Raw genomic sequence first — 24485 nt, forward strand, 5'->3', positions numbered from 1 at the left:
ATTCGCTTTGTTCATTTTCAGCCTGCGGCGATCGGTGGCAACATGGATGGTGGAGCTGCTGGAGCCCGCCATGCCGACCTATGCCTATGAGACCGTCGACGTCTTCACGGACCGCCGTTTCGGCGGCAATCCGCTCGCCGTCTTCACCGATGCGCGCGGCATGTCGGATGGCGAGATGCAGGCGCTCGCGGCTGAGATGAACTATAGCGAGACGACCTTCGTGTTGCCGCCGGAGGACCCGGCCCATACCGCGCGCGTCCGCATCTTCCATCGCACCGGCGAAATGCCCTTCGCCGGCCATCCCAATGTCGGCACAGCCTGCGTGCTGGCGCGCCATGGCCGCGACAAGGATGGCGTGCTGCTGTTCGAGGAACTAGCCGGGCTGGTCGAGGTCAAGGTCGAGCGCGACGGCGCCGACAACGTGACCGGGGCGACCATCGCAGCGCCGCAGCCGCTCTCGACCGGGATCGAGCTTCCAGTCGACGGCATCGCTTCCTGTGTCGGGCTCGCCCCTGCCGATATCATCGTTGCGGCCCACAGGCCGATCCAGGCCTCGGTCGGCGTCAAGTTCGTGCTGGTCGAGGTCAAGGCCGAGGCGCTCGCCCGGGCGCTGCCCGACATCTCGGCCTATCGCGTGCTGGAGGCAGCCCATCCAGTGCTGCAGGGACGGCTCTCGTTGTTCCTCTATGTCCGCGAGGGCGGCAAGATCAGGGCGCGGATGTTCGCACCGCTGGCCGGCACCTGGGAAGATCCTGCGACCGGCTCGGCCAGCGCCACGGTCGCGGCTCTGCTGCTCTCGCTGGAAGGTGGCGACAGCGCCAGCTTCGAGTTGACCCAGGGCGTCGAGATGGGCCGGCCCAGCCTGCTGAAGCTGACCGCGCAGCGCGGCGCCGACGGTATCCGCGCGACGGTCGGCGGCGGCTGCGTCCCGGTCTTCCGGGGCGAGGCCCTGCTTTAGCGCATCGGCCCGAAACGTAGATTGCGGTTTCGGAAAAGCCGATGCGATCTAGAGGCCGAGCTCCAGCTCAGCCCGCAATTTCTTCGGCAGCTTGAGCGCGACGAGCCGGTGGCTCTCGCGCAAATAGTCCTTGAAGGCGTCGTCCGGCATGCTTTCGCCATTCTGGCGCTGAATCCAGCTCATGCCACGTGAGGCCAGATAGGGCGCGGGCCTGAGGCCGGGCTGCTCCCTGAGGATGGCGAAGGACATCTGCGAACATTTGAACGAGACCGCGAGCTGGCCGCTGCCGACGCCGCCAACGGCGAAGACCTTACCGCCGACCTTCCAGACATGTGCGCCGCCCCATTGCACGACATGGGTCGTGGCGGGGAGGGAGGCGCAGAAGCTGTTATAGTCGTCGAGCGTCATCGCCTTAGGGTCAGAAGCGTTCCGCATCGATGCCGAAGCGAGCCGCTGCGGCGACGATCTGCGCCCAGGTCTCGTCGTCCAGCGGGATACCGGTCTTGGCCCGCTCGATACGCGTGGCGCGTTCCTTGTCGCCGGGGGCGAGCACTGGATCGGCGGGATCCTGCGGCTTGGCGGCGCGGACGAAGGCGAGATAGCTCTCGATCCGGCTCTTGCGCAGGCCCGCGTCGGGCTCGAGCCGGGCCGGGTCGATCAGCACGCCGAAGAGCGAATTGATGACCCAGGTCTTCTGCGGCTTCTCGTCGATCCGCGCCGCGCCCATCAGCCCGGCCGAGAGCAGCTCGACGATCAGCGACAGGCCCGCGCCCTTGTGATCGCCGAAGGGCAGCAGCGCGCCGAGCGGCTGGCCCGGGATGGCATGCTGGAAGACATGGGCCGGGTCTGTGGTCGGGCGGCCCTCGCCATCGATGATGAAGCCGGGCGGAACGGGCACACCCTTGTTGAGCGCGACGCGAGCCTTGCCATGCGCCATGCGGCTGGTGGCGAAATCGAGGATGATCGGCTCGTTATCCGGCACGGGAATGCCGATCGCATGCGGGTTGGTGCCGAAACGCGCCTGTTTCGCGCCAAAGGGCGCGACGATCGGCGGGCGGCCGGCGACATTGACCCAGAAGAACGAGATCAGCCCGGCCTCGGCCGCGATCTCGGCATAATGGCCGATACGGCCGATATGATGCGCATCGAGCAGGTTGAGGATCGCGACGCCGCCACTCTGCGCCATCGTCGCGGCGTGGCGCACGGCGTCGCTCGCCGTGGGCTGGCCGAGCGCGACATTGCCGTCGACGATCAGGAAGGGCGCAGCCTCGACCCGGACCTTCGCCTTCGAGCTGGGCTTGAGATTGCCGTCCGTGAGCGAGTTGAAATAGAGCGGCAGCATGCCGACGCCGTGGCTGTCATGGCCGCTGAGATTAGCGAGCACGAGGTGATGCGCGGTCTCCGCCGCCTCATCTTCGGTCCAGCCGGCCTTGACGATCATCTCGCGGGTCAGCGCGCGAAGCGCTTCGTGGCGGTGCAGGCGATAGGTCATGTCTTCCGGGTCAAACGCTTCGGGGGATGCCAGAGTGCATGAGCCGGCCCGCCATGCAATGCGCAGTGCGATATCATGCCTACGCGCCGCAGCATCTCGACCTTCTCTTCATCAATCCCTATGTTATGCCGAGCAATCCTGGTGCGTCGGACCTTGAATCCGATCGAGGAAGGACAGAGGTATGTTTTCGATTCCTGGCTTGAAGGTCGTCTCGCTGACCGACGCGGCGGCTGGCCGTATTCGCGAGATCATGGCGCAGTCGGCGCGCGACAACCCGGACGCCCCGGCGCTCGGCCTGCGGGTCGGCGTCAAGAAGGGCGGCTGCGCCGGCATGGAATACACGTTCGAGGTGGCGCGCGAGCTCAACAAGGGCGACGAGCTCGTCACCGAGAAGGATGCAAGCGTCATCGTCGACGCCAAGGCGGTGCTGTTCCTGCTCGGCACCGAGCTCGACTTCAAGACCGACCGCTTTTCCTCGACCTTCGTCTTCAACAATCCGAACCAGGTCTCGGCCTGCGGCTGCGGCGAATCGGTCGAGATCAAGCCGCGGGCGGAAAGCGCGCTGGCGACGCAGTAGCGTTCGCGTCCGATGGACGCCGCGGCAATCCGCGATCTCTTCGCCGATATTCTGCCGGTGCGCGTGCGCATGATGTTCGGCGGCTACGGCATCTATGACGGCGAACTGATGTTCGCACTCGCGGCTGACGGCGAGATCTACCTCAAGGCCGACGAGGTGACCAAATCCCGCTTCGAGGACGTTGGCAGCCGGCCCTTCACCTATGACAGGAAGGGCAAGCCGTTCTCGCTGAATTACTGGCTGGTACCGGAAACCGCGCTCGACGATGTCGAGGAGCTGCGACGCTGGACCGCGCTCGCACTCCAGGCGGCGCGGGAGCGCAAGGCCGCCAAGCCGGTCAGGCGACGCGGCTCGTCGCCTCGAGCGCCTCTTCGGTGACGGTGCGGTTGCGACCGTCGCGCTTGGCCTGCATCAGGGCCTGATCGGCACGATCGACGATCGAACCGGCGGTATCGCCGCGGCGATAGCAGGCGACGCCGAGCGAAATGGTGATGCGGCCGAGATTCTCGTTGGTCGAGCGCTTGACCAGCTCGCGGGTCAGCAGTGCCTGGCGCACGGTCTCGGCACCGAACTTGCCGGCGACGATATCGGTATCGGGCAGGATGATGGCGAATTCCTCGCCGCCGAAGCGGGTGATGATCGCCTTCTCCTTGAACTTGTCCTTCATCGTGCGCGCGACGAGGCGCAGCACCTGGTCGCCGGTCAAATGGCCATGCGTGTCGTTGAAGGTCTTGAAGAAATCGATATCGGCCATGACCAGCACAAAGGGCTCGCGCCGCAAGGTGGTCTGGTCGATCGTCTTCTGCAGCATCTCCTCGAAATGGCGGCGATTGGCGAGGCCTGTCAGCGGATCGGTCAGGGCTTCGGCGCGGGTCGATTCCAGCGCCTCGCGCAAATGGCGGATCTCGTTCGAGCTGTCGCGCAATTGGCTCTCGAGCTGGGTCTTGCGCACGACCTCCTCGCGCGTCGACATCACCAGCGCCTCGACCCATTCACGCAGGCGCTGCCGATCGGCCGGAGGCGGGACCTCGTCGGACATGGCGGCGAGGCGGCCATGATAGCGCTCGCTCGAATCGAGCGCCTGATTGACGAGGTTCATCAGGCCGTCGATCTCGCCGAGCACTTGCAGGCTGGTGCGCTCGGCCTGGCGGGCCAGGCGCTCCGTGCCGATGAAACGATCATAGAGCGTGTCGATATCGGCGATGCCGACATGGCCTTCGCTGGCGGCAAGGATGGCATTCATCTGCATGCTGAGTGCCGGCATCTCACCGCTCAGATGCGCGTACCAGACCTCGAAGGCGCGCGGATATCCGGGCGAACCGTGCTGGCGCATGGCGGCGACGACACGATCGGCGAGCTCGATCGACTGAAGGGATGCTTGTGCCTGCTCGCTCATCGACAACGCCCGACCGACCATGAACCGGCGACGCCGGCCCTTGGCTTGTGAATCGAAGCGGGACATCCTGTCCGTCGTGACGGTGGCAAGCGCCCCGCGCGGTAATACTGGCCGCAGCGGGACATTGACCGAATTGAATTAAGATATCGTAAGGTCAGCCGACCCTGACAGGGCGCAGAAGGAAGGCAGGAACATGATCTCCGAGCCCCTTCACCTTGGGCTCGTGGTCATCGTCATCGCGCCGGCGCTGTTGAGCCTGCGCCGGCCTCTGAGCTTGATCGCGCTCGGGGCGAATGCGCGTCTTGGTCGCTCCCTCGGAGCCCTGCCGGCGCGGCTCGCCATTGGGGCGCTCGGTCGCGACAGCCTCGGCCTGCTCGCCGCGCGGTGCGCGTTCGGGACGGCCGCGATCGCGACCGCGTCCTGGGCGGCGCTCGTCGCGACGCTCGCGCCGCTCGGCGCGCGGCTCGCCGGGGGGCAAGGCATCGAGGCCGGGGCCTTCCCATTCGATCGGCTGGCCGGTCAGCTTCTCGATCGCCGCGACGAGCTTGTCGTCATGGCGGGTGACGATGGTGAAGGACGCGCCTTCGCGCCCCGCGCGGCCGGTGCGGCCGATGCGGTGAACATAATCCTCGGCATGGGTCGGCACGTCGAAATTGAAGACGTGGCTGACGGCCGGGATGTCGAGACCGCGGGCCGCGACGTCGCTGGCAACGAGGATCGGGTTCTCGCCGGTACGGAAGGATTCCAGCGCGGCCATGCGCGCGTACTGGTCCATGTCGCCATGCAGGGCGACGGCCGGGAAGCCATGCTTCTGCAGCGATTTGTGCAGCGTCGCGACATCGCGCTTGCGGTTGCAGAAGACGATGGCGTTCTGCAGGTCCTTGGCGTCCTTGATCAGGCGGCGCAGCGTCTCGCGCTTCTCGAAATCCTGGCTGTTCGAGGCGATCAGGCGCTGGGTGATCGTCGTGGCGGCTGTCGCCGGGCGCGAGACCTCGACGCGGGTCGGGTTGTGCAGGAACTGCTCGCTGATCCGCGTGATCTCCGGCGGCATCGTCGCCGTGAAGAACAGGGTCTGGCGGGTGAAGGGCACCAGCTTGCAGATGCGCTCGATATCCGGGATGAAGCCCATGTCGAGCATGCGGTCGGCCTCGTCGATGACGAGAAGCTCGACGCCTGTGAGCAGGAGCTTGCCGCGCTCGACATGATCGAGCAGGCGGCCGGGCGTGGCGATCAGCACGTCGACGCCGCGGGTGATCTTGGCGTCCTGGTCGCCGAAGGAGACACCGCCGATCAGGAGAGCGACCGAGAGCTTCTGGTTGACGCCGTAGCGGGTGAAGTTCTCCTCGACCTGAGCCGCGAGCTCGCGGGTCGGCTCCAGGATCAGCGTGCGTGGCATCCGGGCACGGGCGCGGCCGTTCTCCAGGATAGTCAGCATCGGCAAGGTGAAGGCGGCGGTCTTGCCGGTGCCTGTCTGGGCGATTCCGAGGACATCGCGGCGGGCAAGGACGTGGGGGATGGCCTGGGCTTGGATCGGGGTCGGCGTAGTGTAGCCAGCGGTCGTGACCGCTGTCAGAACCTTTTCACTGAGGCCGAGTTCGGCAAAAGACATCGACGGTTGCGCTTCTCAAGGGTCGGTTGCACGTGGCGGGATGACCTATCAACCGCGACGCTGGCGCGACGTCTCTCTCCTGCGCGCCTTCGGACTCCCGTGCAATGCAGAAAAAGCGCGGCGAAGTCAATAAACTAGGCTGTCAATGCAGCATTGCTCTATCGACATCATCGCATTATCCCGTTTGCGCGCGGCTCCAACAGGCGCGATCCTGATCATGGCGCGACCTCCGGCCCCCTTGCTCCGGTCAGGCAACTCGCTCTTCACTGCGGCCCATCCTTCGCGAGCCAAAGAGGATTTACGCCTTATGCCTGAACCGCTCGTCCTGATCCCGGGCCTGAGCTGCACGGCCGCGCTCTACGGGCCGCAATGGCCGGCGCTGGCGCCGGGGCGGGCCATCCTGGTCGCCGACCATGCCAAAGACGAGCGCCTGAGCGCGATCGCGACCCGCCTGCTCGCGGCGGCGCCGGAACGCTTCGCGCTGTGCGGCTTGTCGATGGGCGGCTATATCGCCTTCGAGATCATGCGGCAGGCGCCGGCGCGGGTGACGCGGCTAGCATTGCTCGACACCAGCGCCAAGCCGGCGACGCCGGAAAACAATGTGCCGCGCGAGCAAATGATCGCGCTGGCGGAGAAGGGCGCCTTCGACAATGTCACGACCCTGCTCTGGCAAAGGCTGGTCGCGCCGAGCCACCTGACCGACGAGTCCTTGCGGCTGCTCGTGCGGCAAATGGCCGATGATATCGGCGCCGAGGGCTTCATCCGGCAGCAGCGCGCCATCATGGGGCGACCGGATTCGCGGCCTGGCTTTGCTGCGATTTCAGTGCCGACGCTGGTGCTGGTCGGCGAGGAGGACGTGATCACGCCGGTCGCCGAGGCGCAGGAAATGGCGGCCGGCATCGGCAAGGCGAAGCTGGTGGTGCTGCCCGGCAGCGGCCACCTCTCGACGCTGGAGGCGCCGGAGGCGGCGAGGCAGGAGCTGTTGGCCTGGCTGGGCTAGATTCTCAGACCGGATCTAGAGCATTTCCGCGTTTCTTCGAATCGCGAAAATTCTCCAGGCTTTCGTTTTGGCGCATTTTCTTCACGCGAACCGGTACCGACTTCGCTTGAAAATGCTCTAGCGCGGCAGATTGCAGGGATCGAGCTTCGTCTCATTCGCGCTCTTGCGGATCGAGCCCGTCACGAGCGGATCGATCGGCTGGCCTTTCGACGCCGCGGCTGCGACCTGGCTCAGGCGCTCGCTATCGAGGCGCGCCGTCTGCGACGAGATGAAGTTGGCGGCGATGACCGAAAGGAAGGCGATGGCCGCGCCGGCCTTGGCGATATCGGCGACCATCGTGCCGCGCTCGTTCTTCCAGAACAGTTTGATGATTTCCATGCGACAGCCCGCCATGCCCCCGGCGCGCAGGCGCCAATGGCAAGAGAATGCGCGCGGCGCAGTAAAAAGACGGTTAGCGAATGCTTGCCGCGATCAGCCTGATGCAGCGGATTGATCGCCGGCCCGATGAATGATGCTCGAGGCGACGCCGTCGCCGTTCAACCGGGCCCGGTTCTCGCGAAACACGCTCTGGAGTGCCTTGAGCACGGCGAGCACGGCCGGGCGCTGCCGCGAGACCTCATGCGAGACGAGGAAGATCTCGTCGGCTGTTTCAGGTGGTGGCGGCCCCAGCCGCACCAGCGCCTCATCGGCATCGGCCATGAAGCAAGGCGCCATCGAGACGGCGCCGGACGAGCGGATGCTCTCGTAGCGAGCGGCGGAATCGCCGACTCGGGCGGCGATCGGCCGACCGTTGGCCCAGCGCAGGATATGCTGGTCGATCCGCGACGAGACCTCGCGATTGACCGAGATAATCGGCGCCGTCGCCGGATCGGCATCGCGGCGCGCATAGAGCGCCTGCGCCAGCCGGCCGACCTTCTGGCTGAAATGACCGTTCTCCTGCGGCGGCTTGTGCATGCGCACGGCGATGTCGGCATCGCCGCGTGCGATATCGAGCCGCTCGCGCGTGCTGATGATCACGATCTCGACGTTGCCGGCGGCCGCCGAGATGCCTGTCGCGTGCATGGTCAGGAAGAGGCTGATCGAGGTCGTAGCGGTGATGCGGACCGGGGCGTCGTCGGCTGCGCGCATCGCCCGCGCGCGGTTGACGAAGCGCTCGACGCCGGACGCGATCTCCGCCGCATCCGCGGCCAGCGCAGCGCCGGCCTCGGTCAGGACCAGCCGGTTCGCAGTACGCCGGAACAGCGGGACGCCAAGCCGCGCCTCGAAGGCCTTGATGCGTCTGGCGAGCGTCGCATCGCTCAGCCCGAGCGCCGCCGCCGCCAGGACCAATGCGCGATGGGCGACGACGGCGTGGAAGAGGGCGATATCGTCCCATTGCGCGGGCGCCAAGCCAGCGTCGCGTCGAGATGGAGCGGGAGCAGGCTGCCCCGCGCGCTCAGCGGCCATTGCTGGGGCGGGACACGAGGCCAGTCGTTGGGCGCGCGGCATGGGCCATTGGGGTCTTGGCGATGTCTCTTCGGCATGCGGGCACGATGCCGGTGTGCCGCGCTGCGGACAGCCCGCCGAAATTGACGGCGAGGCCGGCAAATCTGACGGGGTGGCGCGCCCGGCCCGAGCGCGCGCCGCCGGCCGTCAAAGGTCGATCAGCTCGCCGGCAAAGGCGGCCCGCTCCTGGATGAAGAGGAAGCGTGCCTCCGGCTTGTTTCCCATCAGCCGCTCGACCGTATCGGCGGTCTCTTCCTTCGCCTCGTGATCGACCATGACCTTGAGCAGCGTGCGCTTGCTCGGATCCATGGTGGTCTCCTTGAGCTCGGCCGGCATCATCTCGCCCAGGCCCTTGAAGCGGCCGATCTCGGGCTTCTTGCCCTTGAACACCGTCTCCAACAGCTCGTCCTTATGCGCATCGTCACGGGCATAGATCGACTTCGTGCCATGGCGGAGCCGGTAGAGCGGCGGCACCGACAGGTAGAGATGGCCCTTCTCGATCAGCCGCGGCATCTGGCGCCAGAAGAAGGTGACGAGCAGCGAGGCGATATGGGCGCCGTCGACATCGGCGTCGGTCATCACGATGACCTTCTCATAGCGCAGGTCGTCCTCGCGGAACTGGCTGCCGATGCCGCAGCCGAGCGCCAGGATCAGGTCGGCGAGTTGCTGGTTGGCGTGGAGCTTGTCGCGCGTCGCATTGGCGACATTGAGGATCTTGCCGCGCAGCGGCAGGATCGCCTGGTTGGCGCGGTTGCGCGCCTGCTTGGCCGAGCCGCCGGCGGAATCGCCCTCGACGATGAAGATCTCGGAGCCCGCGGCGCCAGCAGAACTGCAATCCGCCAGTTTCCCCGGCAATCTCAGCTTGCGCGTCGCGGTCTTGCGCGAGACCTCCTTCTCGAGCCGGCGGCGCAAGCGCTCCTCGGCCCGGTCGACCGACCAGTCGAGCAGCTTGAGCGCCTGTTGCGGTGCCGCAGCGAGCCAATGGTCGAAGGCGTCGCGCACCGCGTTCTCGACGATGCGGGAGGCCTCAAGGGTCGCGAGCTTGTCCTTGGTCTGACCCTGGAATTCCGGCTCGCGAATGAAGACCGAGAGTATGGCGGCGCAGGTGGCCATGACGTCATCAGACGTGACCTGCGCCATGCGCTTCGATTGGCCGATGCGCTCGGCATGGTCGCGCAGGCCGCGCAGCAGCGCGATGCGCAGGCCGGATTCGTGAGTGCCGCCCTCGGGCGTGGGGATGGTGTTGCAATAGGAGGAGGAGAAGCCGTCCTCGCCGGTCGCGAGCCAGGCGATCGCCCATTCGAGCGAGCCGTGGCTGCCCTCCTTGGTGATCTTGCCGGAGAAGATCGGCTCGGCGACGAGGTCCTTGCCCTCGATCTCGCGGGCCAGGTAGTCGCGCAGGCCGCCGGGGAAACGGAAGACGGCCTCGGCCGCGACATCGCCCTCGGGCTTCAGGAGCGACGGGGCGCAGGTCCAGCGGATCTCGACGCCGCCGAAGAGATAGGCCTTCGAGCGCGCCATGCGGAACAGGCGGGCAGGCGAGAAATGCGCGCCCTCGCCAAAAATCTGCGCATCGGGATGGAAGCGAACCTTGGTGCCGCGCCGGTTGGCGACGCGCCCGACCGTCTCGAGCGGCCCTTGCGGAACGCCGCGCGAGAAGACCTGGCGATAGAGCGTCTGGCCGCGCGCGACCTCGACCTCGAGCCGGTCGGAGAGCGCGTTGACGACGGAGACGCCGACGCCGTGCAGGCCGCCCGAGGTCTCATAGGCCTTCGAGTCGAACTTACCGCCGGCATGCAGCGTCGTCATGATGACTTCAAGCGCCGATTTGCCGGGGAACTTCGGATGCGGATCGACCGGGATGCCGCGACCATTGTCGTTGACGGCGAGCGAGCCGTCCTCGAACAGCTCGACGTCGATGAAGGTGGCGTGGCCGGCGACGGCCTCGTCCATGGCGTTGTCGATCACCTCGGCGAAGAGATGGTGCAGCGCGCGCTCATCGGTGCCGCCGATATACATGCCTGGGCGGCGACGGACAGGCTCCAGACCTTCCAGCACCTCGATGGCGGAAGCGGTATAGCCGGTCTCGGACAAGGTGCCGTTGCCGCGCGGCGCGCTGTTGCCCGCGGCAGCTTTGGCCGGCTGTGCCGGCTCGCGCTTCTCCGGCGGCGCCGGCGGGCGCGCCGCGCTGTTGTCATTCCCGCCAAAAAGATCGCCGCTTTCAGCCATTCGGTTCCGCCGGTCCACCTGATTCGCAACGCCCTAGACTAGCGCAAGGTCGCTGTCATCCGCCTTAACGGACATAGCAGAGCCGTCATGCGGGGGCGAAGGTCTCCAGGAAAATCGCGGTGGATTTGTGGGCTCGGCGTGCAAAGCCCCGAATGGCGCTGCCAAGGCCGGTTCAGCTCGTCCGGGCGACGATCCAGGCGAAGATCGCCATCGAGGCAATGGTGAGCAGCGAGCCGACGACCGCGAAGGGCTCGAAGGAACGGTCGCCGAAGGCAAGGCCGGCCAGCCCGGTTCCTAGTGACGCGAGCCCGAGAATGGCAAAGCCGAAATGCCAATAGGCGAGGCGGCCATCCGCCGCGGGCACGACGCGGTAGTACAGGCCGGCCAGGAACATCGAGACCCAGCCGATCAGGTTGATATGGGCATGCAGGGTTTGCAGCCGGTGATCCTGGCTGATGCCCATGGCGATGCCCAATCCCATCCCGGCGAGGGCGAGCAGCGGGGCGAAACGAAGGAAGAGGGTGGCCGACGGCGTGCGCGGGGTCATGGCGTTGCTTTCTGGCTCAAGTCAACTGGATGGCCGAAGTACTTCGATTCGGTAGTTCCGCTGTCATGCAGATGATGGAGGCAGTTGCGTCTGGCTATTTTGGACTAAGCCAGTTGCGCCCACCTGGGAACGAATCCGGCTCATGTGGCGTTAAGTCAGCCCGACGGACACTCAGACCGAAGTCGGGCTTCGCAATTCGCTGCGATGAGCTATAACTTTGGCAGGGGGACGAGCCATGACATCGCATGCGCCGGTACCAAGGGTGAAGCTGGCTGGACTGGAGCGGACCGCTCGTCTTGCCGGCGAAGCTTTCGCGCATGAGGACCTGGCCGTCCTGCCCCCGCGCTTCGGCATGAGCCAGTCCCGGCGCCTCTGGTGGCTGGTCGCCGCGATTGCGCTGGCCGGGCTTGTCGCCCTGGCGCTGCGCTAAGGCATCGGGCAAGGGACCGACGCGGCAGTCGGCCATTTTTGCCGGCGCGGGCCTTTTGCCCGGCTGGTGCGTCGCGGCACCCCCAATATGAATACAGACCCTAGGCAACAAGCTCGCCGGCGATCAGCCGGTCGTAGAAGGCGAAATGCGCCTGTGCCGCATCATCCCAGGATTTTGCGAGATCGACGCCGATCGCTTCCGCCTTGCGGGCATGGGCGGCGAGGATGGCTTCGGCGAAGACCTCCGGCGTCGCATCGATCGGACAGAGCACCGTGGCGGGATTGTCGATCTTGGCTTTGAGCGAAGGCGCGAGGTCGAATTCGTCCGGCAGCTCCGGGAACGTGGAGACCAGGGGTATAGCTAGCTGGCTAACGGCCTGAAAGCTGCCGCGCCGCGTGCTGATGCCGTCGGTGAAGGGCAGCAGGAAGACGTCGGCTGCCGAGAGGGCCGCCATCAGCTCGCCCTCGTCGTCGATACGGCCGCGGAAATCGAGCCAGTCGAGCATGCCGAGCTCGCCGGCGAGCCCGAAGAAGGCCTCGCGATCCCCTGGCTTGTCCCAGAGAAAATCGCCGCAGATCAGCAGTCGGGCTTTCGTGCCACGCTCGTGCAGTGCCTTGACCACGCGCAGCAGCATGTCCGGGCGCTTGCTGGCATAGAGCACGCCGAAATAGCCGATGACCAGTTCGGCGGCCTTGTCACCGGCGCCGCGTGTTTTCAGGCGCTCCTCGGCAACACGCGTCGGATCGATCCGGGCCGGCATGATATTGGGACCGATCGGGATGACGGGGGCCGCCTGCTTCTTCCTCTCGCCGACCAGCGGTGTCCGGAGGAAACTCTCGCGCTGCTGCTGCGAGACCAAGATGAAGCCGTCGGTGGCCACCACGTCCGGGATCATCGAGAGATAGCGCAGCCGGTTGAGCGAGGCCCATTCGTGCAGGGTCACGGCGATGCGGCCCTTGCGGGTCATGAGGCGAGCCGCCATCAGCGCCGAGCCGGGCAGGATCGCATTGCCCCAGCCCTCGACCGGGAGCTGGAAATGCGCGACCTGACCATGCCGCAGGGCAGCGGCGACAGCAGAGACGAAGGCGACGGGTTGCTGCGGCTCGATCGTCCGCATCGTGACGAAGCCGGGGCGATGGGCGTTGATCGCATCACAGAGGCGGCGCGAATAATCCATCACCGCGCAGGTGACCGGCCGGGCCGAACCGAAGATCACGACGGCGGGTGTCGGGGAGGGGGAACGCATGCGGGCTGCGGCTCATCAGAGGGGCTCACAGGCGTCATGGCACGGCTTTCCTAAGGTTAGGTTTGTAACGGTCGGTGCCGAGCACTCCGGCACCGTCTCAGCGCATTGGTAAGGTTGACGGGCGCAATGATTGGAGCCGCCGCGCAACTGCGCCTATGGTCCGCATGCCCCAACGTCGCTGCGCCGACGTTCGGCGCTGCTTCGAGGTCTGCCTATGTCCGATATCGTGTTGCGCGCTGATCGATCCGTCGGTGACGTCTCGGTCATCGAACGTTTGGCACTATCGGGCTTGAAGCTGTCATCGCAGTTGCTCGAGCCGACGCATTTCAAGGGCTATGGGCGCATCGCTTCGCTGCTTCGCCGGGCGGCGCCGGGGCGCCATGTGGTTCTGGAACTCGATCGCGGCAGCCGTTTCAGGTTCCCATTCGGCGATGCCTATTGGAGCCGGCTGCTCGCGCCGGGCGTGGTCTACGAGCCGGAGATGATGGCACTCTTTCGCCTGATCCGCGGCCAGGACTACGGCTTCGTCGATTGCGGCGCCAATTTCGGCTATTGGTCGATCCTGGTTTCCGGACAGGCGCTCGGCGGACATCCGGCCATCGCGATCGAAGCCTCCGGGCGCAACGCCGCCGAGCTCAAGGCCAATGCGGCGGTCAATCAGAACCGCTTCGAGGTCGTGCACGCTGCCGTCGCCGAGGCCGATGGCGGCGTCGTGACATTGGGAGGCCCGACCCATGAGGGCCTCGCCATCGTCGACGCGGCCCAGGCGGGACCGGGCGCTGAAACCGTCTCCTGTGTCTCGCTCGACGGCCTGCTGGAGAGATTGCCCTGGTTCTCCCAGCGAAAGAGCCTGGTGCTGAAGCTCGATGTCGAGGGCGTCGAGGAGGCCGCCTTGCGTGGCGCCAGCGAGATGCTGCGGCGCGACACGCTGCTGATCTACGAGGAGCAGGGCTCCGACACGGCACATGCCAATACGAAGTTCGTATCGGGCGCGCTCGGCATGCCGGTCTTCGTCTATGACGGCCAGCGCTTCAAGGAGGCCGCCGATCCGCTCGCCGCGATGAGCGCGATGAAGACGAACAGGCGGCGCGGCTACAATGTGCTGGCGACGACCTCGCCGGATTGGCTCAGGCTCCTGCGCAGCGCGTAGCCCCTGTGGCATCGAGCCGGTCTTTGGCAGCACGACCATAACCGCGTCGGCACTGCGAAATCCGGCACCAATCTCGCCACCAGGGTCGGCAGCGTCACCTTAAGCCATCATCGCAGTCTCTGAGCCGGGCGGCTCGCCGGAAGCGCCGCACACAAAAAACCGGGGCGTTTCCGCCCCGGTGTTTCAGGTGGATCGCGAACCATTCGCGATCGGGAGGAAGATCGACGCGCCGGGCCGAGCCCGGCGCGCAAATCTCAGTAGGAATAGTACATCGCGAACTCGACCGGGTGCGGCGTCATCTCGAAGCGCGCCACATCCTGCATCTTGAGCTCGATATAGCTCTCGATGAAGTCGTCATTGAAGACGCCACCGGCCTTGAGGAAGGCGTTGTCCTTCTTGAGCGCCTCGAGCGCCTCGCGCAGCGAGCCGCAGACGGTCGGGATCTTCTTCAGCTCGCGCGGCGGCAGGTCGTAGAGATCCTTGTCCATGGCCGGGCCGGGATCGATCTTGTTCACGATGCCGTCGAGGCCGGCCATCAGCATGGCGGCGAAGGCGAGATAGGGGTTCGCCATCGGATCGGGGAAGCGGACCTCGACGCGCTTGGCCTTCGGCGAGGTCGTCCACGGGATACGGCAGGAAGCCGAGCGGTTGCGGGCCGAATAGGCGAGCAGGACCGGGGCCTCATAGCCTGGGACCAGGCGCTTATAGGAGTTGGTCGACGGGTTGGTGAAGGCGTTCAGGGCCTTGGCGTGCTTGATGATGCCGCCGATGTACCAGAGGCACTCCTGCGACAGGTCGGCGTACTTGTTGCCGGCCATGATCGGCTTGCCACCCTTCCAGATCGACTGGTGGACGTGCATGCCCGAGCCGTTATCGCCATAGATCGGCTTCGGCATGAAGGTCGCGGTCTTGCCGTAGCTCTGCGCGACATTGTGGATCGCGTACTTATAGACCTGCATCTGGTCGGCCATGTGGGTCAGCGTGTCGAACTTCATGCCGAGTTCGTGCTGCGCCGAGGCGACCTCGTGGTGATGCTTCTCGACCTTGACGCCCATGGCAGCCATGGCCGCCAGCATCTCGCCGCGCATGTCCTGCGCCGAATCCTGCGGCGGGACCGGGAAATAGCCGCCCTTGGTGGCGATGCGGTGGCCGAGATTGCCGCCTTCGTATTCGGTCATGCCGTTGATCGGCAGCTCGATGTTGTCGAGCTTGAAGCCGGTGTTGTACGGATCGGCCGAGATTTTGACGTCGTCGAAGACGAAGAATTCAGCCTCGGGGCCGACATAGATCGTGTCGCCGATGCCGGTCGACTTGAGATAGGCCTCGGCCTTCTTGGCGATGCCGCGCGGGTCGCGGTTATAGGGCTCGCCGGTGGCCGGCTCGAGCACGTCGCAGGTGATGACCATGGTCGAGGCGGAGAAGAACGGGTCGATGACGGCGGTCGTCGGATCCGGCATCAGCAGCATGTCGGACTCGTTGATCGCCTTCCAGCCGGCGATCGAGGAACCGTCGAACATCGTGCCTTCGGCGAAGATGTCCTCGTCGATCATGGTGATGTCGAACGTCACATGCTGCCACTTGCCGCGCGGGTCGGTGAAGCGGAAGTCCACATACTTGACGTCGTTGTCCTTGATCGCCTTGAGGACGTCCTTGGCGTTCTTCATCTTCGCATTCCTCTCGAAAGCAGTTTCTCAATTCCATCGATCCGCGGGTCTTCGACCCGGCGGTAAGCCGATCTCGTGGGTTCGGGATTGAAGCCCGTCAGATTGCGTCCGCGCCAGTTTCTCCGGTGCGGATGCGGATCGCCCCCTCCACCGTCGATACAAAAATCTTGCCATCGCCGATGCGCCCGGTCTGGGCTGCTTTCTTGATGGCTTCGATGGCGCTCTCCACCATCTCGTCGGCAAGGACGATCTCGATCTTCACCTTGGGGAGGAAGTCGACGACATATTCCGCGCCGCGATAAAGCTCGGTATGGCCCTTCTGGCGGCCGAAGCCCTTGGCCTCAAGCACGGTGATGCCTTGCAGGCCGACCTCCTGGAGGGCCTCCTTCACCTCGTCCAGCTTGAACGGCTTGATGATCGCTTCGATCTTCTTCATGCGCCGACCGGCCTCCCTCATGCGCAACTCAGGAGCGGACGATAGCCCGCATCCCGACATCGCCTGTCAGCCCGGCCGATGCAATGCCGAAATGTCCGGGCCGATGGTCCCGGCAGCCATTTCGACAGCGCGTCGCGGCAGGTGATGCCGTTGCTGCCCTGCTCATAGCATCGGCCCGGGCGCCTCGCCATGTGGGAGCAGGGCGCGAACCGCCTCTTCATGAGGCGGAATTCCGCCTATAATTTATGCAGATGCCGCTTCAATAGACAATCCCCGTCACAAGGGACGGGCTTGCCCACGAGGGGCTGCTTTCGGATGATGCGGGCGTGAGCATTTCCGACAAGACCATGCTGGCGCTGCTGACGCCTCGCGAGATGGCGCAGGCCGACAAGGCCGCGATCGCGGCGGGTACGCCTGGACTCGTCCTGATGGAGCGAGCCGGCAAGGCCGTAGCCGATTCGGTCAGCCGCCGGGTGCGGCCGGGGCAACGCATCCTGGCGCTGTGCGGGCCGGGCAATAATGGCGGAGACGGCTTCGTCGCGGCGCGGCTGCTGCGCGAGCGTGGCTATGCCGTGACTCTGGCGCTCGCCGGCGAGCGGGCGGCGCTTGCGGGCGATGCCGCTGCCATGGCCGCGCGCTGGACCGGCGCGGTCGAGCCACTCGCGGCCGCCAAACCGGAGGAGGCGGCGCTCATCGTCGATGCCCTGTTCGGTGCCGGGCTCAGCCGGCCACTTTCCGGGGAGGTGGCGGATCTGGTTGAGCGCGTGAACACCGCGGACGCTGCAATCGTCGCCGTGGATGTGCCGAGCGGGCTCTCGGGCGAGACCGGGCAGGCGCAGGGACCGGTCGTAAGGGCCGACGAGACCGTCACATTCTTCAGGCTGAAGCCAGGTCATCTGCTTCAGCCGGGGCGGGCGCTTTGCGGCGTGACCACGCTCGCTGATATTGGCATCAGCGAAGCGGCGGCGTTCGGGCCGGGCGGCCTCAGCCCGGCGTCTTTCCGCAACGATCCGCGGCTTTGGTGGTCTGCTTGGCCGATCCATGGGGTCGAGACCCACAAGTATCAGCGCGGCGCCGTGCTCGTCCTGGCCGGAGGCCTTGCTGGCGTGGGGGCGCCGCGCCTGAGCGCGCGTGCGGCGCTCAGAATCGGCGCCGGGCTCGCGACCGTCGCCTGCCGGCCGGAAGCGCTCGCTGCACATGCTGCGCGTGGGCCGGACGCGCTGATGCAGAGAGCCGTGGCCGAACCCGACGAACTCGATGCCCTGCTGGCGGAAAAGCGCCTTGCCGCTGTACTCGCCGGCCCGGCCCTCGGGCTCGACGCGACCGCGCGCCAGCAGGTGATGGCTGTGCTGCGCAGCCCGGTGCCGGCCGTGTTCGATGCCGATGCATTGAGCCTGCTCGCGGCGCGGACCGGCTCGCTGAAGCGAGCCATCGCGAAACGCGGCGCGCTATGCGTGCTGACGCCGCATGAGGGCGAATTCCATCGACTGTTCGGGGGCTTGCCCGAGATCGCGCAGGCGACGTCCAAACTGGAGCGGGCACGACGCGCTTCTGCCTATACTGGGGCGGTGATCGTGCTCAAGGGGCCGGATACGGTGATCGCCGATCCGGCTGGTGAGGCTGCGATCAATGTCACCGGCTCTTCGGCCCTGGCGACCGCCGGTTCGGGCGATGTGCTCGGCGGCATCATCGCGGGGCTTCTGGCGCAAGGCATGCCTGCCTACGAGGCTGCCGCGGCGGCCGTCTGGCTGCACGGCATGGCCGGCGAATCCTGTGGCCCCGGGCTGATCGCGGATGACCTGCCCGAGGCGATCAAGTCAGTGGCTGCCGAACTTCGCCATCAACCGAAGCGCGACTGAGGGTCTGCACAGGCAAAAAAGCGGCCCGCTTCAACGAAGCGGGCCAGTTTGCGCCATTCTAGCGAGCGGCGTAGGTCACGGCCGGAGCGCTGGTGAGCTGCTCCTTGGTCATGGTGATCTTGCCGTGATCCGGATACATGGTCGGACCCTTCGGCGCAGATGCCCCGGACGGCGGGGTCGGCGAAGCGGACATGCTGCCCGAACCACCCGACGGGGCCGGAGCCGGCGCCGCCTGCACCATCGGCTCGTCGCTCCAGGTGATCTGCTCGAACGGGATCGCGACATCCTTGGAGCCGAGGCCCAGGAAGCCGCCGACGCCGACCGTCACGGTTTCGATCTTGCCGCCCTTGTCGAACACGACCTCGGTCACGTCGCCGACCTTCTTGTCGTCGGCGCCGTAAATATCGACGCCCATCAGCTTCGAGGCGCGCCACTTGCCTGGCGCCGCCAGATTCTGCTCAGGCGGCTTCGTGCTCTCGGTGGCAGCCGGCGGAGCGGCAGGAGCGGCAGATGGCGGGCTCGGCGAAGGTGCGCTGGTCTGCGCAACGGCCGTCGCGGCGATAAACGCGGCGCCGACAGCCGTCAGCGCAATATGACGCTTCAACATTGTTTCCTCCATTAAAGGCCGCCCAGGGCGGCATGTAGGAGGAACGTCGAAATGCGGATTTGGTTCACCTATCTGCTGTTGCTTTTCCGTAAGGGCAGCAATCTGGCCGGGAAACAGCGCGCTTTGCGCGTGATGCGCCGGTTGAGCGAACCGGCCTTCCCGTGTTTCGATGGTACCGGATGTCGCCGCCAGGCGTTCCAGTCGATGAGGAGAACGCCATGCCTGCGAGCGCTGCGCCGAAGACCGAAATCAGCCTTCATCTCTCGGCAGACGAACTGGCGGCGGTCGACCGTCACCTGCGCGAAAGCCAGTCGCGCCAATCTCGCGAGGAGGCGCTGGCCGGGATCATCCGGCGCTGGGCGGTCGACAAGGGCCTTCTCCCGGAACAGGGCGACGAGGACGGACTCGAGCCCGACGAGCTCAATGCCAGCAACGACGGGTGACGCCGTTTGGCGCTGAGTCCGTGTCGATTGCGCTCCGCCTCTGATGGAACGGGCGCAGTCACCGGCCGTTGATGTGAGCCCAATATCGCTCCGGGCCAGGTGCGGGAGATTTCAGGTGAAAGAACCGATCGTGATTCACACCGAGGATGACTACGAGCGCGCCCAGCTGCGTGTGAAGGAACTCGGTCGGCCGCCCGAAGGCAGCGCCGAGGAAAAGGAGCAGCAGGCGCTGGCCGAGGCGATGCTGGCCTGGGAGCTCAGGCACGACGAGGCCGATGACCGGGGCTGAACCTGCAAGGCCTCTGCCGTCTCTGCTTCTTCAGGGACGTGGCGCCGCACGGCCCTGAACTGAGCTGCGCTCTATCCGCCGAGGGGCTTGGTGAGCGGGGAGGGGATCGAACCCTCGACCACATGATTAAAAGTCACGTGCTCTACCACTGAGCTACCCGCCCTCACTTGCGCGCTGACATACGGAGGCCCCGCGCGCGGGTCAACATGGTTCGTTCTTCGGCGAACGATTGTTCCGCTGCGGCTTTGGTGGCAGAAGGCGCGCGTGAGGTTCTGTATGCTCGATTTGCCCGGTTTCTACGAAACGGCCGCGCCGTTCTTTCTCGGTGGCGATCATGGCGACCTGCCGCTGATCCAGGCCGCGCCTGCCGGACAGATGTTCCACATTGGTTGATTCCATGAAACCGGCGCCGGATTGGCGAGGCTGGACGAGGAGTTTCCTCGTCACGGCGCTGCTGCTCGTCGCGCTGCTGTTCAGCTTCATCGCGATGCTCGATCCGTTCGGCTCGCGGGTCGGCCCCGGGCAGGCGGCACGCCCGCTGATGGACCTCAATCAGCGCTTCATGTATCCGCAGCTCGTTCGCTCCGGCCGATATGATGCTGCGGTCTTCGGCACCTCGACCATGCGGCTGCTCGACCCGGCGATCCTCTCGCAGGGTCTCGGCGCACATGTCGTCAACCTCGCGATGAACGCGGCGACGCCCTGGGAGCAGCTCCAGATGGTCGAGCTGTTCACGCGCAAGACTGTTGCACCCAAGATGGTCCTCTGGGGCATCGACCAGACCTGGTGCGATGCCGATGCGACCACCCCGGAGAAACGGCTGACGCCGCGGCCATTCCCGCCCTGGCTCTACGACGACAAGCGTTGGAACGACTGGCCGGAACTGATCAACCTGACGACGCTCGAGATCGCGGCGCGGTTGTTCATGCACAAGCTCGGATACATGCCGGAACGGATTCGCGGTGACGGTTACGAGGTCTTCACGCCGCCGGAGGAGCAGTATGACCTCGCCCGGGCACGTTTCCACCTGTTCCAGCACACTGGTGGCGTTGCGCCGGAGCTCTCACCGATTGTTCCGCCGATAGCGGTCGGCGCCGAGGAACGGGCAGCCTGGCGTTTTCCGGCGCTTGACTGGCTCGACTCAGCGTTCGCCGCGCTGCCGGCCTCGACGCAAAAGCTGATCGTGCTGCCGCCGCTCCATCTCGGCGGCTTGCCGCGCGAGGGCTCGGCCGGCTGGCAGCACTATGCCGCCTGCAAGGCGGCGCTCGGTACGATCGCGGGCAGACACGGCGCGGTGATCGTCGACTATGCCCATGCCTCGCCGATCACGCGCGACGATGCGAACTACTGGGATCCATTGCATTTCCGCCTGCCGATCGCGCGGCGGGTCGAGGCCGATCTGATCGCGGTGGCGCATGGCGGAGAGCCGACGGCGGATGGCGCGGCCCGCGTCCTGCAGCCAATTCGTTAACCTTGGAGAAACCACGTCGGCCTAGCCTGTCGACATGGTCGTTCGCCGCGGTGTCAGATCCATTGTCGTCACGCTCCTGCTCTACCTCGTGTCGAGCGCGGCGGTCGGCTATTTCATGTTCCACGCCCAGCATGGTTCGCGCGGGCTGGAAGCGCGCAGCGACGTGCAGGAAGCGCTCAGGGCCGAGGAAGAGCAGCTTGCGGCGCTGGTCAGCGAGCGCAAGGGCTGGGAACAGCGCCTGTCGCTGATGCGCGACGAGGCTGTCGACCGCGACCTGCTGGAAGAGCGGGCCCGCACCGTGCTCGGGCGCGTGCACAAGAACGATGTCGTGATCATGGGGCGCTGATGCGCCAGATCATGCTCGGGACGCGCAGCGCGTCTCGGGAGCTCCCTGCTAAAGCATTTTCGAGCGAAGTGGACACCGGTTCGCGTGAGGAAAATGCGTTAAAACAAAGGGGTAGAGAATTTTCGCGATTCGGAGAAGCGCGGAAATGCTCTAGAACGAAGTCCCGATCCCGCAGCCGCCGGCCCCGCTCCCTCCGCGCCCGCTTCCGCCGCCTCCGCCAAAGCCACAGCCGGCTCTGCCGCAACCCGACAAGGCGAGGGCGAGGATGATCGTCAGGAGAATGCGGCAGGGCATGGCGGAAGGACTCGTGCCAAAGCGCCGGGACAGGGCGTCACCGGCCTGACGAATTCATTCCGGATGTCAGGAGATTGATCAAGGTCGAAGCGATCCTTGCACAATCCGGAGATATGCGTCCCAACCGCGGTCCATGTCGGCCGTGACGTGGCCCCCCAGGGGCCTCGTCGCGACGCCGGCAAATAGTCCCGAATACATCGATCAACCGAATTTCAGTTAATTCTCGAAAATCAAGCGATTTCAGCAACATAACTCTATGCTGCATTGCGAGATACGGCCCTCGCCAAGGGTTTGGCGATCCTCTACAACCAAAGGCGAATGATCTTGGAGGATCGCCGATGGCTATCGCCGCGCGCAAGACGAAAGCTCCCGCTCAACCGAAAACGGCCGCGAAGGGAGCTGCCAAGAGCAACTCCGCCAAGTCCGGCGCCGACAAGCCCTTGAGCAATATGCCGACTTTCTCCAAGGAGGAGGAGCTTCACGCCTATCACGAGATGCTGCTGATCCGCCGCTTCGAGGAGAAGGCGGGCCAGATGTACGGCATGGGCCTGATCGGCGGCTTCTGCCACCTCTATATCGGCCAGGAAGCGGTCGTCGTCGGCATGCAGATGGCCTCGAAAGAGGGCGACAAGGTCATCACCGGGTATCGCGACCACGGCCATATGCTCGCCTGTGGCATGGAATCGCGCGGCGTGATGGCCGAACTGACCGGGCGTCGCGGTGGCTTGTCGAAGGGCAAGGGCGGCTCGATGCACATGTTCAGCCGCGAGAAGCACTTCTACGGCGGCCACGGCATCGTCGGCGCGCAGGTATCGCTCGGCACGGGGCTCGGCTTCGCCAACTGGTATCGCGGCGACAACACGGTCTCGCTCACCTATTTCGGCGACGGCGCCGCCAACCAGGGCCAGGTCTACGAGAGTTTCAACATGGCGCAGCTCTGGAAGCTGCCCGTGGTCTTCGTCATCGAGAACAACCGCTATGCCATGGGCACGGCCGTGAACCGCGCCTCGGCCCAGACCGATTTCTCCAAGCGCGGCCTGTCTTTCGGCATCCCGGGCGAGCAGGTCGACGGCATGGATGTGCGTGCGGTTCGCGATGCGGCCGAGCGCGCGATCGAGCATGCCCGCTCCGGCAAGGGCCCCTATATCCTGGAAATGCAGACCTACCGCTATCGCGGCCACTCGATGTCCGACCCGGCGAAGTACCGCTCCAAGGACGAGGTCCAGCGCATGCGCGAGGAGCACGATCCGATCGAGCAGGTGCGCGGCCGCCTGACCCGCGACTTCAAGATCGGCGAGGACGAGCTCAAGGCGATCGACGCCAAGGTGCGAGAGATCGTCAACGATGCCGCCGAATTCGCCACGCATGACCCCGAGCCGGATGTCTCCGAGCTCTGGACCGACATCACGCTGGAGAAGGCGCGGGCCTGAGAGCCCGCCCGACCTCACACGCCTTCGCCGGCTTCCGGCGCTCCCCATCCCCGAGTCCAGTCAAATCCCGGGTGCATTCATGCCGATCGATATCCTGATGCCCGCGCTCTCGCCCACGATGGAAGAGGGCAAGCTCGCCAAATGGCTCAAGAAGGAGGGCGACGCGGTCAAGGCCGGCGACGTCATCGCCGAGATCGAGACCGACAAGGCGACCATGGAGGTCGAGGCCGTCGATGAAGGCATCCTCGCCAAGATCCTGATCGCCGACGGCACCGAAAACGTCGCGGTCAACACGCCGATCGCGGTGATCGCCGCCGATGGCGAGGATGTCAGCACCGCCGCGAGCGGAGCGGGCAAGTCAGAGAAGCCGGCCGCCAGCCAGCCGCAGGCGGCTGAATCGGCTCCGCCTGCTGCGACCGGCGAGGCTCCGAAGACCGCCGAGGCACCGAAGGCTGAATCGGCCGCCGCGCATCCGCCGGTCCCGGCCCAGGCCAAGGCCTATGACGCATCCTCCGAGTTCCCGGCCGGCGCCGAGATCGTCCATATGACCATGCGCGAGGCGCTGCGCGACGCCATGGCCGAGGAGATGCGCCGCGACGGCGACGTCTTCGTGATGGGCGAGGAGGTCGCGGAATACCAGGGCGCCTACAAGGTCACGCAGGGCCTGCTGCAGGAGTTCGGCCCCAAGCGCGTCATCGACACGCCGATCACCGAGCATGGCTTCGCCGGTATCGGCGTCGGTGCGGCCTTGACCGGCCTGAAGCCGATCGTCGAGTTCATGACCTTCAACTTCGCCATGCAGGCGATCGACCAGATCATCAACTCGGCCGCGAAGACGCTCTACATGTCCGGCGGCCAGATGGGCTGCCCGATCGTGTTCCGCGGCCCGAACGGCGCTGCCGCCCGCGTCGCCGCCCAGCACAGCCATGATTACGCCGCCTGGTACTCGAACGTGCCCGGCCTCAAGGTGGTGATGCCCTATACCGCCGCCGATGCGAAGGGCCTGCTCAAGAGCGCGATCCGCGATCCGAACCCGGTGATCTTCCTCGAGAACGAGATCCTCTACGGCCGCTCCTTCGACGTGCCCAGGGGCGACGACTTCCTGGTCCCGATCGGCAAGGCCAGGGTCGCCCGTCCCGGCACGGACGTCACCATCGTCTCCTTCGGCATCGGCATGACCTATGCGCTCGGCGCCGCCGAGGCGCTGGCCAAGGAAGGCATCGAGGCCGAGGTCATCGACCTGCGCACGATCCGGCCGATGGATATCGAGACCGTGATCGCCTCGGTGCAGAAGACCAATCGCTGCGTCGCGGTCGAGGAAGGCTTCCCCCAGTCGGGCGTCACCGCCGAGATCGGCATGCGGATCATGGAAGCGGCCTTCGACTATCTCGATGCCCCCGTCGCCCGCGTCACCGGCAAGGACGTGCCGATGCCCTACGCGGCCAATCTCGAGAAGCTCGCCCTGCCGAATATCGGCGAGGTCGTCGCGGCCGCCAAGGCCGTCTGCTATCGCTGAGGAGCGCGCGC

At 65.9% G+C, this 24485-nt stretch carries 25 protein-coding genes and 1 tRNA gene; 13 read left to right on the forward strand and 13 right to left on the reverse strand.

Features of this window, described 5'->3' with window-relative positions:
• Positions 1-70: 70 nt before the first annotated feature.
• Complete coding sequence (locus EV560_RS15075) at positions 71-958, forward strand: PhzF family phenazine biosynthesis protein (protein ID WP_131856779.1); 888 nt, start codon at positions 71-73, stop codon at positions 956-958.
• A gap of 48 nt (positions 959-1006) precedes the next feature.
• Here the strand turns inward: EV560_RS15075 and EV560_RS15080 are convergent, their stop codons facing one another.
• Entirely contained in the window at positions 1007-1366 is a 360-nt protein-coding gene (locus EV560_RS15080) for an MmcQ/YjbR family DNA-binding protein (RefSeq protein WP_131856588.1), read from the reverse strand.
• A 10-nt stretch (positions 1367-1376) separates the two neighbouring features.
• Positions 1377-2450: a malate/lactate/ureidoglycolate dehydrogenase gene (locus tag EV560_RS15085; RefSeq protein ID WP_131856589.1), complete on the reverse strand. Its 1074-nt coding sequence runs from the start codon at positions 2448-2450 to the stop codon at positions 1377-1379.
• A gap of 181 nt (positions 2451-2631) precedes the next feature.
• Here EV560_RS15085 and EV560_RS15090 point away from each other — a divergent pair, with 181 nt between their 5' ends.
• Together EV560_RS15090 and EV560_RS15095 are read left to right on the forward strand one after the other, a co-directional pair.
• Positions 2632-3027, forward strand: coding sequence for a HesB/IscA family protein (locus tag EV560_RS15090; RefSeq protein ID WP_131856590.1), 396 nt, complete (start codon positions 2632-2634; stop codon positions 3025-3027).
• 12 nt (positions 3028-3039) lie between these two features.
• Positions 3040-3405: a TfoX/Sxy family protein gene (locus EV560_RS15095; RefSeq protein WP_131856591.1), complete on the forward strand. Its 366-nt coding sequence runs from the start codon at positions 3040-3042 to the stop codon at positions 3403-3405.
• Here the strand turns inward: EV560_RS15095 and EV560_RS15100 are convergent.
• Positions 3365-4423 carry a GGDEF domain-containing protein gene (locus EV560_RS15100; protein WP_165923474.1) on the reverse strand — a complete coding sequence of 353 codons (1059 nt, stop codon included), beginning with the start codon at positions 4421-4423 and terminating at the stop codon, positions 3365-3367. The two genes, EV560_RS15095 and EV560_RS15100, sit on opposite strands and share 41 nt — an antisense overlap.
• A 154-nt stretch (positions 4424-4577) precedes the next feature.
• Positions 4578-6032, reverse strand: a complete 1455-nt coding sequence (locus tag EV560_RS15105; RefSeq protein WP_131856593.1) for a DEAD/DEAH box helicase — start codon at positions 6030-6032, stop codon at positions 4578-4580.
• A 307-nt stretch (positions 6033-6339) separates the two neighbouring features.
• On the opposite strand from EV560_RS15105, the gene EV560_RS15110 reads away from it, so the two are divergent.
• The gene (locus EV560_RS15110) at positions 6340-7032 is read left to right on the forward strand and encodes an alpha/beta fold hydrolase (protein WP_131856594.1); all 693 of its coding nucleotides are present in this window, start codon (positions 6340-6342) and stop codon (positions 7030-7032) included.
• Between the two features lie 117 nt (positions 7033-7149).
• On the opposite strand, the gene EV560_RS15115 is transcribed toward EV560_RS15110, so the two are convergent.
• From EV560_RS15115 to EV560_RS15130, 4 genes are all read right to left on the reverse strand, one after another.
• Positions 7150-7410 (reverse strand): hypothetical protein, encoded by a 261-nt coding sequence (locus tag EV560_RS15115; protein WP_131856595.1) that lies wholly within the window; start codon positions 7408-7410, stop codon positions 7150-7152.
• Positions 7411-7503: 93 nt separating this feature from the next.
• Positions 7504-8421 (reverse strand): LysR family transcriptional regulator, encoded by a 918-nt coding sequence (locus tag EV560_RS15120; RefSeq protein ID WP_165923475.1) that lies wholly within the window; start codon positions 8419-8421, stop codon positions 7504-7506.
• Positions 8422-8664: 243 nt separating this feature from the next.
• On the reverse strand, positions 8665-10746 hold the full coding sequence (parE, locus tag EV560_RS15125; protein ID WP_131856597.1) for a DNA topoisomerase IV subunit B: 2082 nt from the start codon (positions 10744-10746) through the stop codon (positions 8665-8667).
• Between the two features lie 172 nt (positions 10747-10918).
• On the reverse strand, positions 10919-11293 hold the full coding sequence (locus tag EV560_RS15130; RefSeq protein WP_131856598.1) for a hypothetical protein: 375 nt from the start codon (positions 11291-11293) through the stop codon (positions 10919-10921).
• A 235-nt stretch (positions 11294-11528) separates the two neighbouring features.
• Between EV560_RS15130 and EV560_RS15135 the strand changes: the two genes are divergently transcribed.
• Positions 11529-11723, forward strand: coding sequence for a hypothetical protein (locus EV560_RS15135; protein ID WP_131856599.1), 195 nt, complete (start codon positions 11529-11531; stop codon positions 11721-11723).
• Positions 11724-11823: 100 nt separating this feature from the next.
• Here the strand turns inward: EV560_RS15135 and EV560_RS15140 are convergent, their stop codons facing one another.
• Positions 11824-12969 (reverse strand): glycosyltransferase, encoded by a 1146-nt coding sequence (locus EV560_RS15140; protein ID WP_131856600.1) that lies wholly within the window; start codon positions 12967-12969, stop codon positions 11824-11826.
• A 214-nt stretch (positions 12970-13183) separates the two neighbouring features.
• Between EV560_RS15140 and EV560_RS15145 the strand changes: the two genes are divergently transcribed.
• Entirely contained in the window at positions 13184-14119 is a 936-nt protein-coding gene (locus EV560_RS15145) for an FkbM family methyltransferase (RefSeq protein ID WP_131856601.1), read from the forward strand.
• 254 nt (positions 14120-14373) lie between these two features.
• On the opposite strand, the gene glnA is transcribed toward EV560_RS15145, so the two are convergent.
• On the reverse strand, positions 14374-15783 hold the full coding sequence (gene glnA / locus EV560_RS15150) for a type I glutamate--ammonia ligase (RefSeq protein WP_131856602.1): 1410 nt from the start codon (positions 15781-15783) through the stop codon (positions 14374-14376).
• Positions 15784-15880: 97 nt separating this feature from the next.
• On the reverse strand, positions 15881-16219 hold the full coding sequence (locus EV560_RS15155; RefSeq protein WP_043236635.1) for a P-II family nitrogen regulator: 339 nt from the start codon (positions 16217-16219) through the stop codon (positions 15881-15883).
• A gap of 347 nt (positions 16220-16566) precedes the next feature.
• Here EV560_RS15155 and EV560_RS15160 point away from each other — a divergent pair, with 347 nt between their 5' ends.
• A complete protein-coding gene (locus tag EV560_RS15160; RefSeq protein ID WP_131856780.1) occupies positions 16567-18078 on the forward strand; it encodes an NAD(P)H-hydrate dehydratase in 1512 nt (503 codons plus the stop codon).
• 58 nt (positions 18079-18136) lie between these two features.
• Here EV560_RS15160 and EV560_RS15165 read toward each other — a convergent pair whose 3' ends face one another.
• On the reverse strand, positions 18137-18685 hold the full coding sequence (locus tag EV560_RS15165; protein WP_165923476.1) for a PRC-barrel domain-containing protein: 549 nt from the start codon (positions 18683-18685) through the stop codon (positions 18137-18139).
• Positions 18686-18903: 218 nt separating this feature from the next.
• Here EV560_RS15165 and EV560_RS15170 point away from each other — a divergent pair, with 218 nt between their 5' ends.
• A complete protein-coding gene (locus tag EV560_RS15170; protein ID WP_131856604.1) occupies positions 18904-19128 on the forward strand; it encodes a hypothetical protein in 225 nt (74 codons plus the stop codon).
• Positions 19129-19243: 115 nt separating this feature from the next.
• A complete protein-coding gene (locus EV560_RS35780) occupies positions 19244-19417 on the forward strand; it encodes a hypothetical protein (protein ID WP_165923477.1) in 174 nt (57 codons plus the stop codon).
• 88 nt (positions 19418-19505) lie between these two features.
• Here the strand turns inward: EV560_RS35780 and EV560_RS15175 are convergent.
• Positions 19506-19580: transfer RNA gene (locus EV560_RS15175), tRNA-Lys, on the reverse strand.
• A 234-nt stretch (positions 19581-19814) separates the two neighbouring features.
• On the opposite strand from EV560_RS15175, the gene EV560_RS15180 reads away from it, so the two are divergent.
• From EV560_RS15180 to EV560_RS15195, 4 genes are all read left to right on the forward strand, one after another.
• Entirely contained in the window at positions 19815-20888 is a 1074-nt protein-coding gene (locus EV560_RS15180) for a hypothetical protein (RefSeq protein ID WP_131856605.1), read from the forward strand.
• Between the two features lie 34 nt (positions 20889-20922).
• Entirely contained in the window at positions 20923-21234 is a 312-nt protein-coding gene (locus tag EV560_RS15185; protein WP_131856606.1) for an FtsB family cell division protein, read from the forward strand.
• 743 nt (positions 21235-21977) lie between these two features.
• Positions 21978-22958, forward strand: coding sequence for a pyruvate dehydrogenase (acetyl-transferring) E1 component subunit alpha (pdhA, locus tag EV560_RS15190; RefSeq protein WP_248312073.1), 981 nt, complete (start codon positions 21978-21980; stop codon positions 22956-22958).
• Positions 22959-23037: 79 nt separating this feature from the next.
• Positions 23038-24474 (forward strand): pyruvate dehydrogenase complex E1 component subunit beta, encoded by a 1437-nt coding sequence (locus tag EV560_RS15195; protein ID WP_131856607.1) that lies wholly within the window; start codon positions 23038-23040, stop codon positions 24472-24474.
• Positions 24475-24485 lie beyond the last annotated feature (11 nt).

The sequence above is a fragment of the Allobosea sp. BK604 genome (genome assembly GCF_004341515.1).
Classification (GTDB): Bacteria; Pseudomonadota; Alphaproteobacteria; order Rhizobiales; family Beijerinckiaceae; genus Allobosea.

Bases quoted from the DNA above. Each gene is read 5' to 3' on its own strand.
- EV560_RS15160 (WP_131856780.1), top strand. From the start codon at position 16,567: ATGCTGGCGCTGCTGACGCCTCGCGAGATGGCGCAGGCCGACAAGGCC.
- EV560_RS15115 (WP_131856595.1), bottom strand. From the start codon at position 7,410: ATGGAAATCATCAAACTGTTCTGGAAGAACGAGCGCGGCACGATGGTC.
- EV560_RS15185 (WP_131856606.1), top strand. From the start codon at position 20,923: ATGGTCGTTCGCCGCGGTGTCAGATCCATTGTCGTCACGCTCCTGCTC.
- glnA (WP_131856602.1), bottom strand. From the start codon at position 15,783: ATGAAGAACGCCAAGGACGTCCTCAAGGCGATCAAGGACAACGACGTC.
- EV560_RS15130 (WP_131856598.1), bottom strand. From the start codon at position 11,293: ATGACCCCGCGCACGCCGTCGGCCACCCTCTTCCTTCGTTTCGCCCCG.
- EV560_RS15105 (WP_131856593.1), bottom strand. From the start codon at position 6,032: ATGTCTTTTGCCGAACTCGGCCTCAGTGAAAAGGTTCTGACAGCGGTC.
- EV560_RS15145 (WP_131856601.1), top strand. From the start codon at position 13,184: ATGTCCGATATCGTGTTGCGCGCTGATCGATCCGTCGGTGACGTCTCG.
- EV560_RS15135 (WP_131856599.1), top strand. From the start codon at position 11,529: ATGACATCGCATGCGCCGGTACCAAGGGTGAAGCTGGCTGGACTGGAG.
- pdhA (WP_248312073.1), top strand. From the start codon at position 21,978: ATGCCGACTTTCTCCAAGGAGGAGGAGCTTCACGCCTATCACGAGATG.
- parE (WP_131856597.1), bottom strand. From the start codon at position 10,746: ATGGCTGAAAGCGGCGATCTTTTTGGCGGGAATGACAACAGCGCGGCG.
- EV560_RS15085 (WP_131856589.1), bottom strand. From the start codon at position 2,450: ATGACCTATCGCCTGCACCGCCACGAAGCGCTTCGCGCGCTGACCCGC.
- EV560_RS15095 (WP_131856591.1), top strand. From the start codon at position 3,040: ATGGACGCCGCGGCAATCCGCGATCTCTTCGCCGATATTCTGCCGGTG.
- EV560_RS15110 (WP_131856594.1), top strand. From the start codon at position 6,340: ATGCCTGAACCGCTCGTCCTGATCCCGGGCCTGAGCTGCACGGCCGCG.
- EV560_RS15170 (WP_131856604.1), top strand. From the start codon at position 18,904: ATGCCTGCGAGCGCTGCGCCGAAGACCGAAATCAGCCTTCATCTCTCG.
- EV560_RS15090 (WP_131856590.1), top strand. From the start codon at position 2,632: ATGTTTTCGATTCCTGGCTTGAAGGTCGTCTCGCTGACCGACGCGGCG.
- EV560_RS15195 (WP_131856607.1), top strand. From the start codon at position 23,038: ATGCCGATCGATATCCTGATGCCCGCGCTCTCGCCCACGATGGAAGAG.
- EV560_RS15075 (WP_131856779.1), top strand. From the start codon at position 71: ATGCCGACCTATGCCTATGAGACCGTCGACGTCTTCACGGACCGCCGT.
- EV560_RS15165 (WP_165923476.1), bottom strand. From the start codon at position 18,685: ATGTTGAAGCGTCATATTGCGCTGACGGCTGTCGGCGCCGCGTTTATC.
- EV560_RS15155 (WP_043236635.1), bottom strand. From the start codon at position 16,219: ATGAAGAAGATCGAAGCGATCATCAAGCCGTTCAAGCTGGACGAGGTG.
- EV560_RS15080 (WP_131856588.1), bottom strand. From the start codon at position 1,366: ATGACGCTCGACGACTATAACAGCTTCTGCGCCTCCCTCCCCGCCACG.
- EV560_RS15180 (WP_131856605.1), top strand. From the start codon at position 19,815: ATGAAACCGGCGCCGGATTGGCGAGGCTGGACGAGGAGTTTCCTCGTC.
- EV560_RS15140 (WP_131856600.1), bottom strand. From the start codon at position 12,969: ATGCGTTCCCCCTCCCCGACACCCGCCGTCGTGATCTTCGGTTCGGCC.
- EV560_RS15100 (WP_165923474.1), bottom strand. From the start codon at position 4,423: ATGAGCGAGCAGGCACAAGCATCCCTTCAGTCGATCGAGCTCGCCGAT.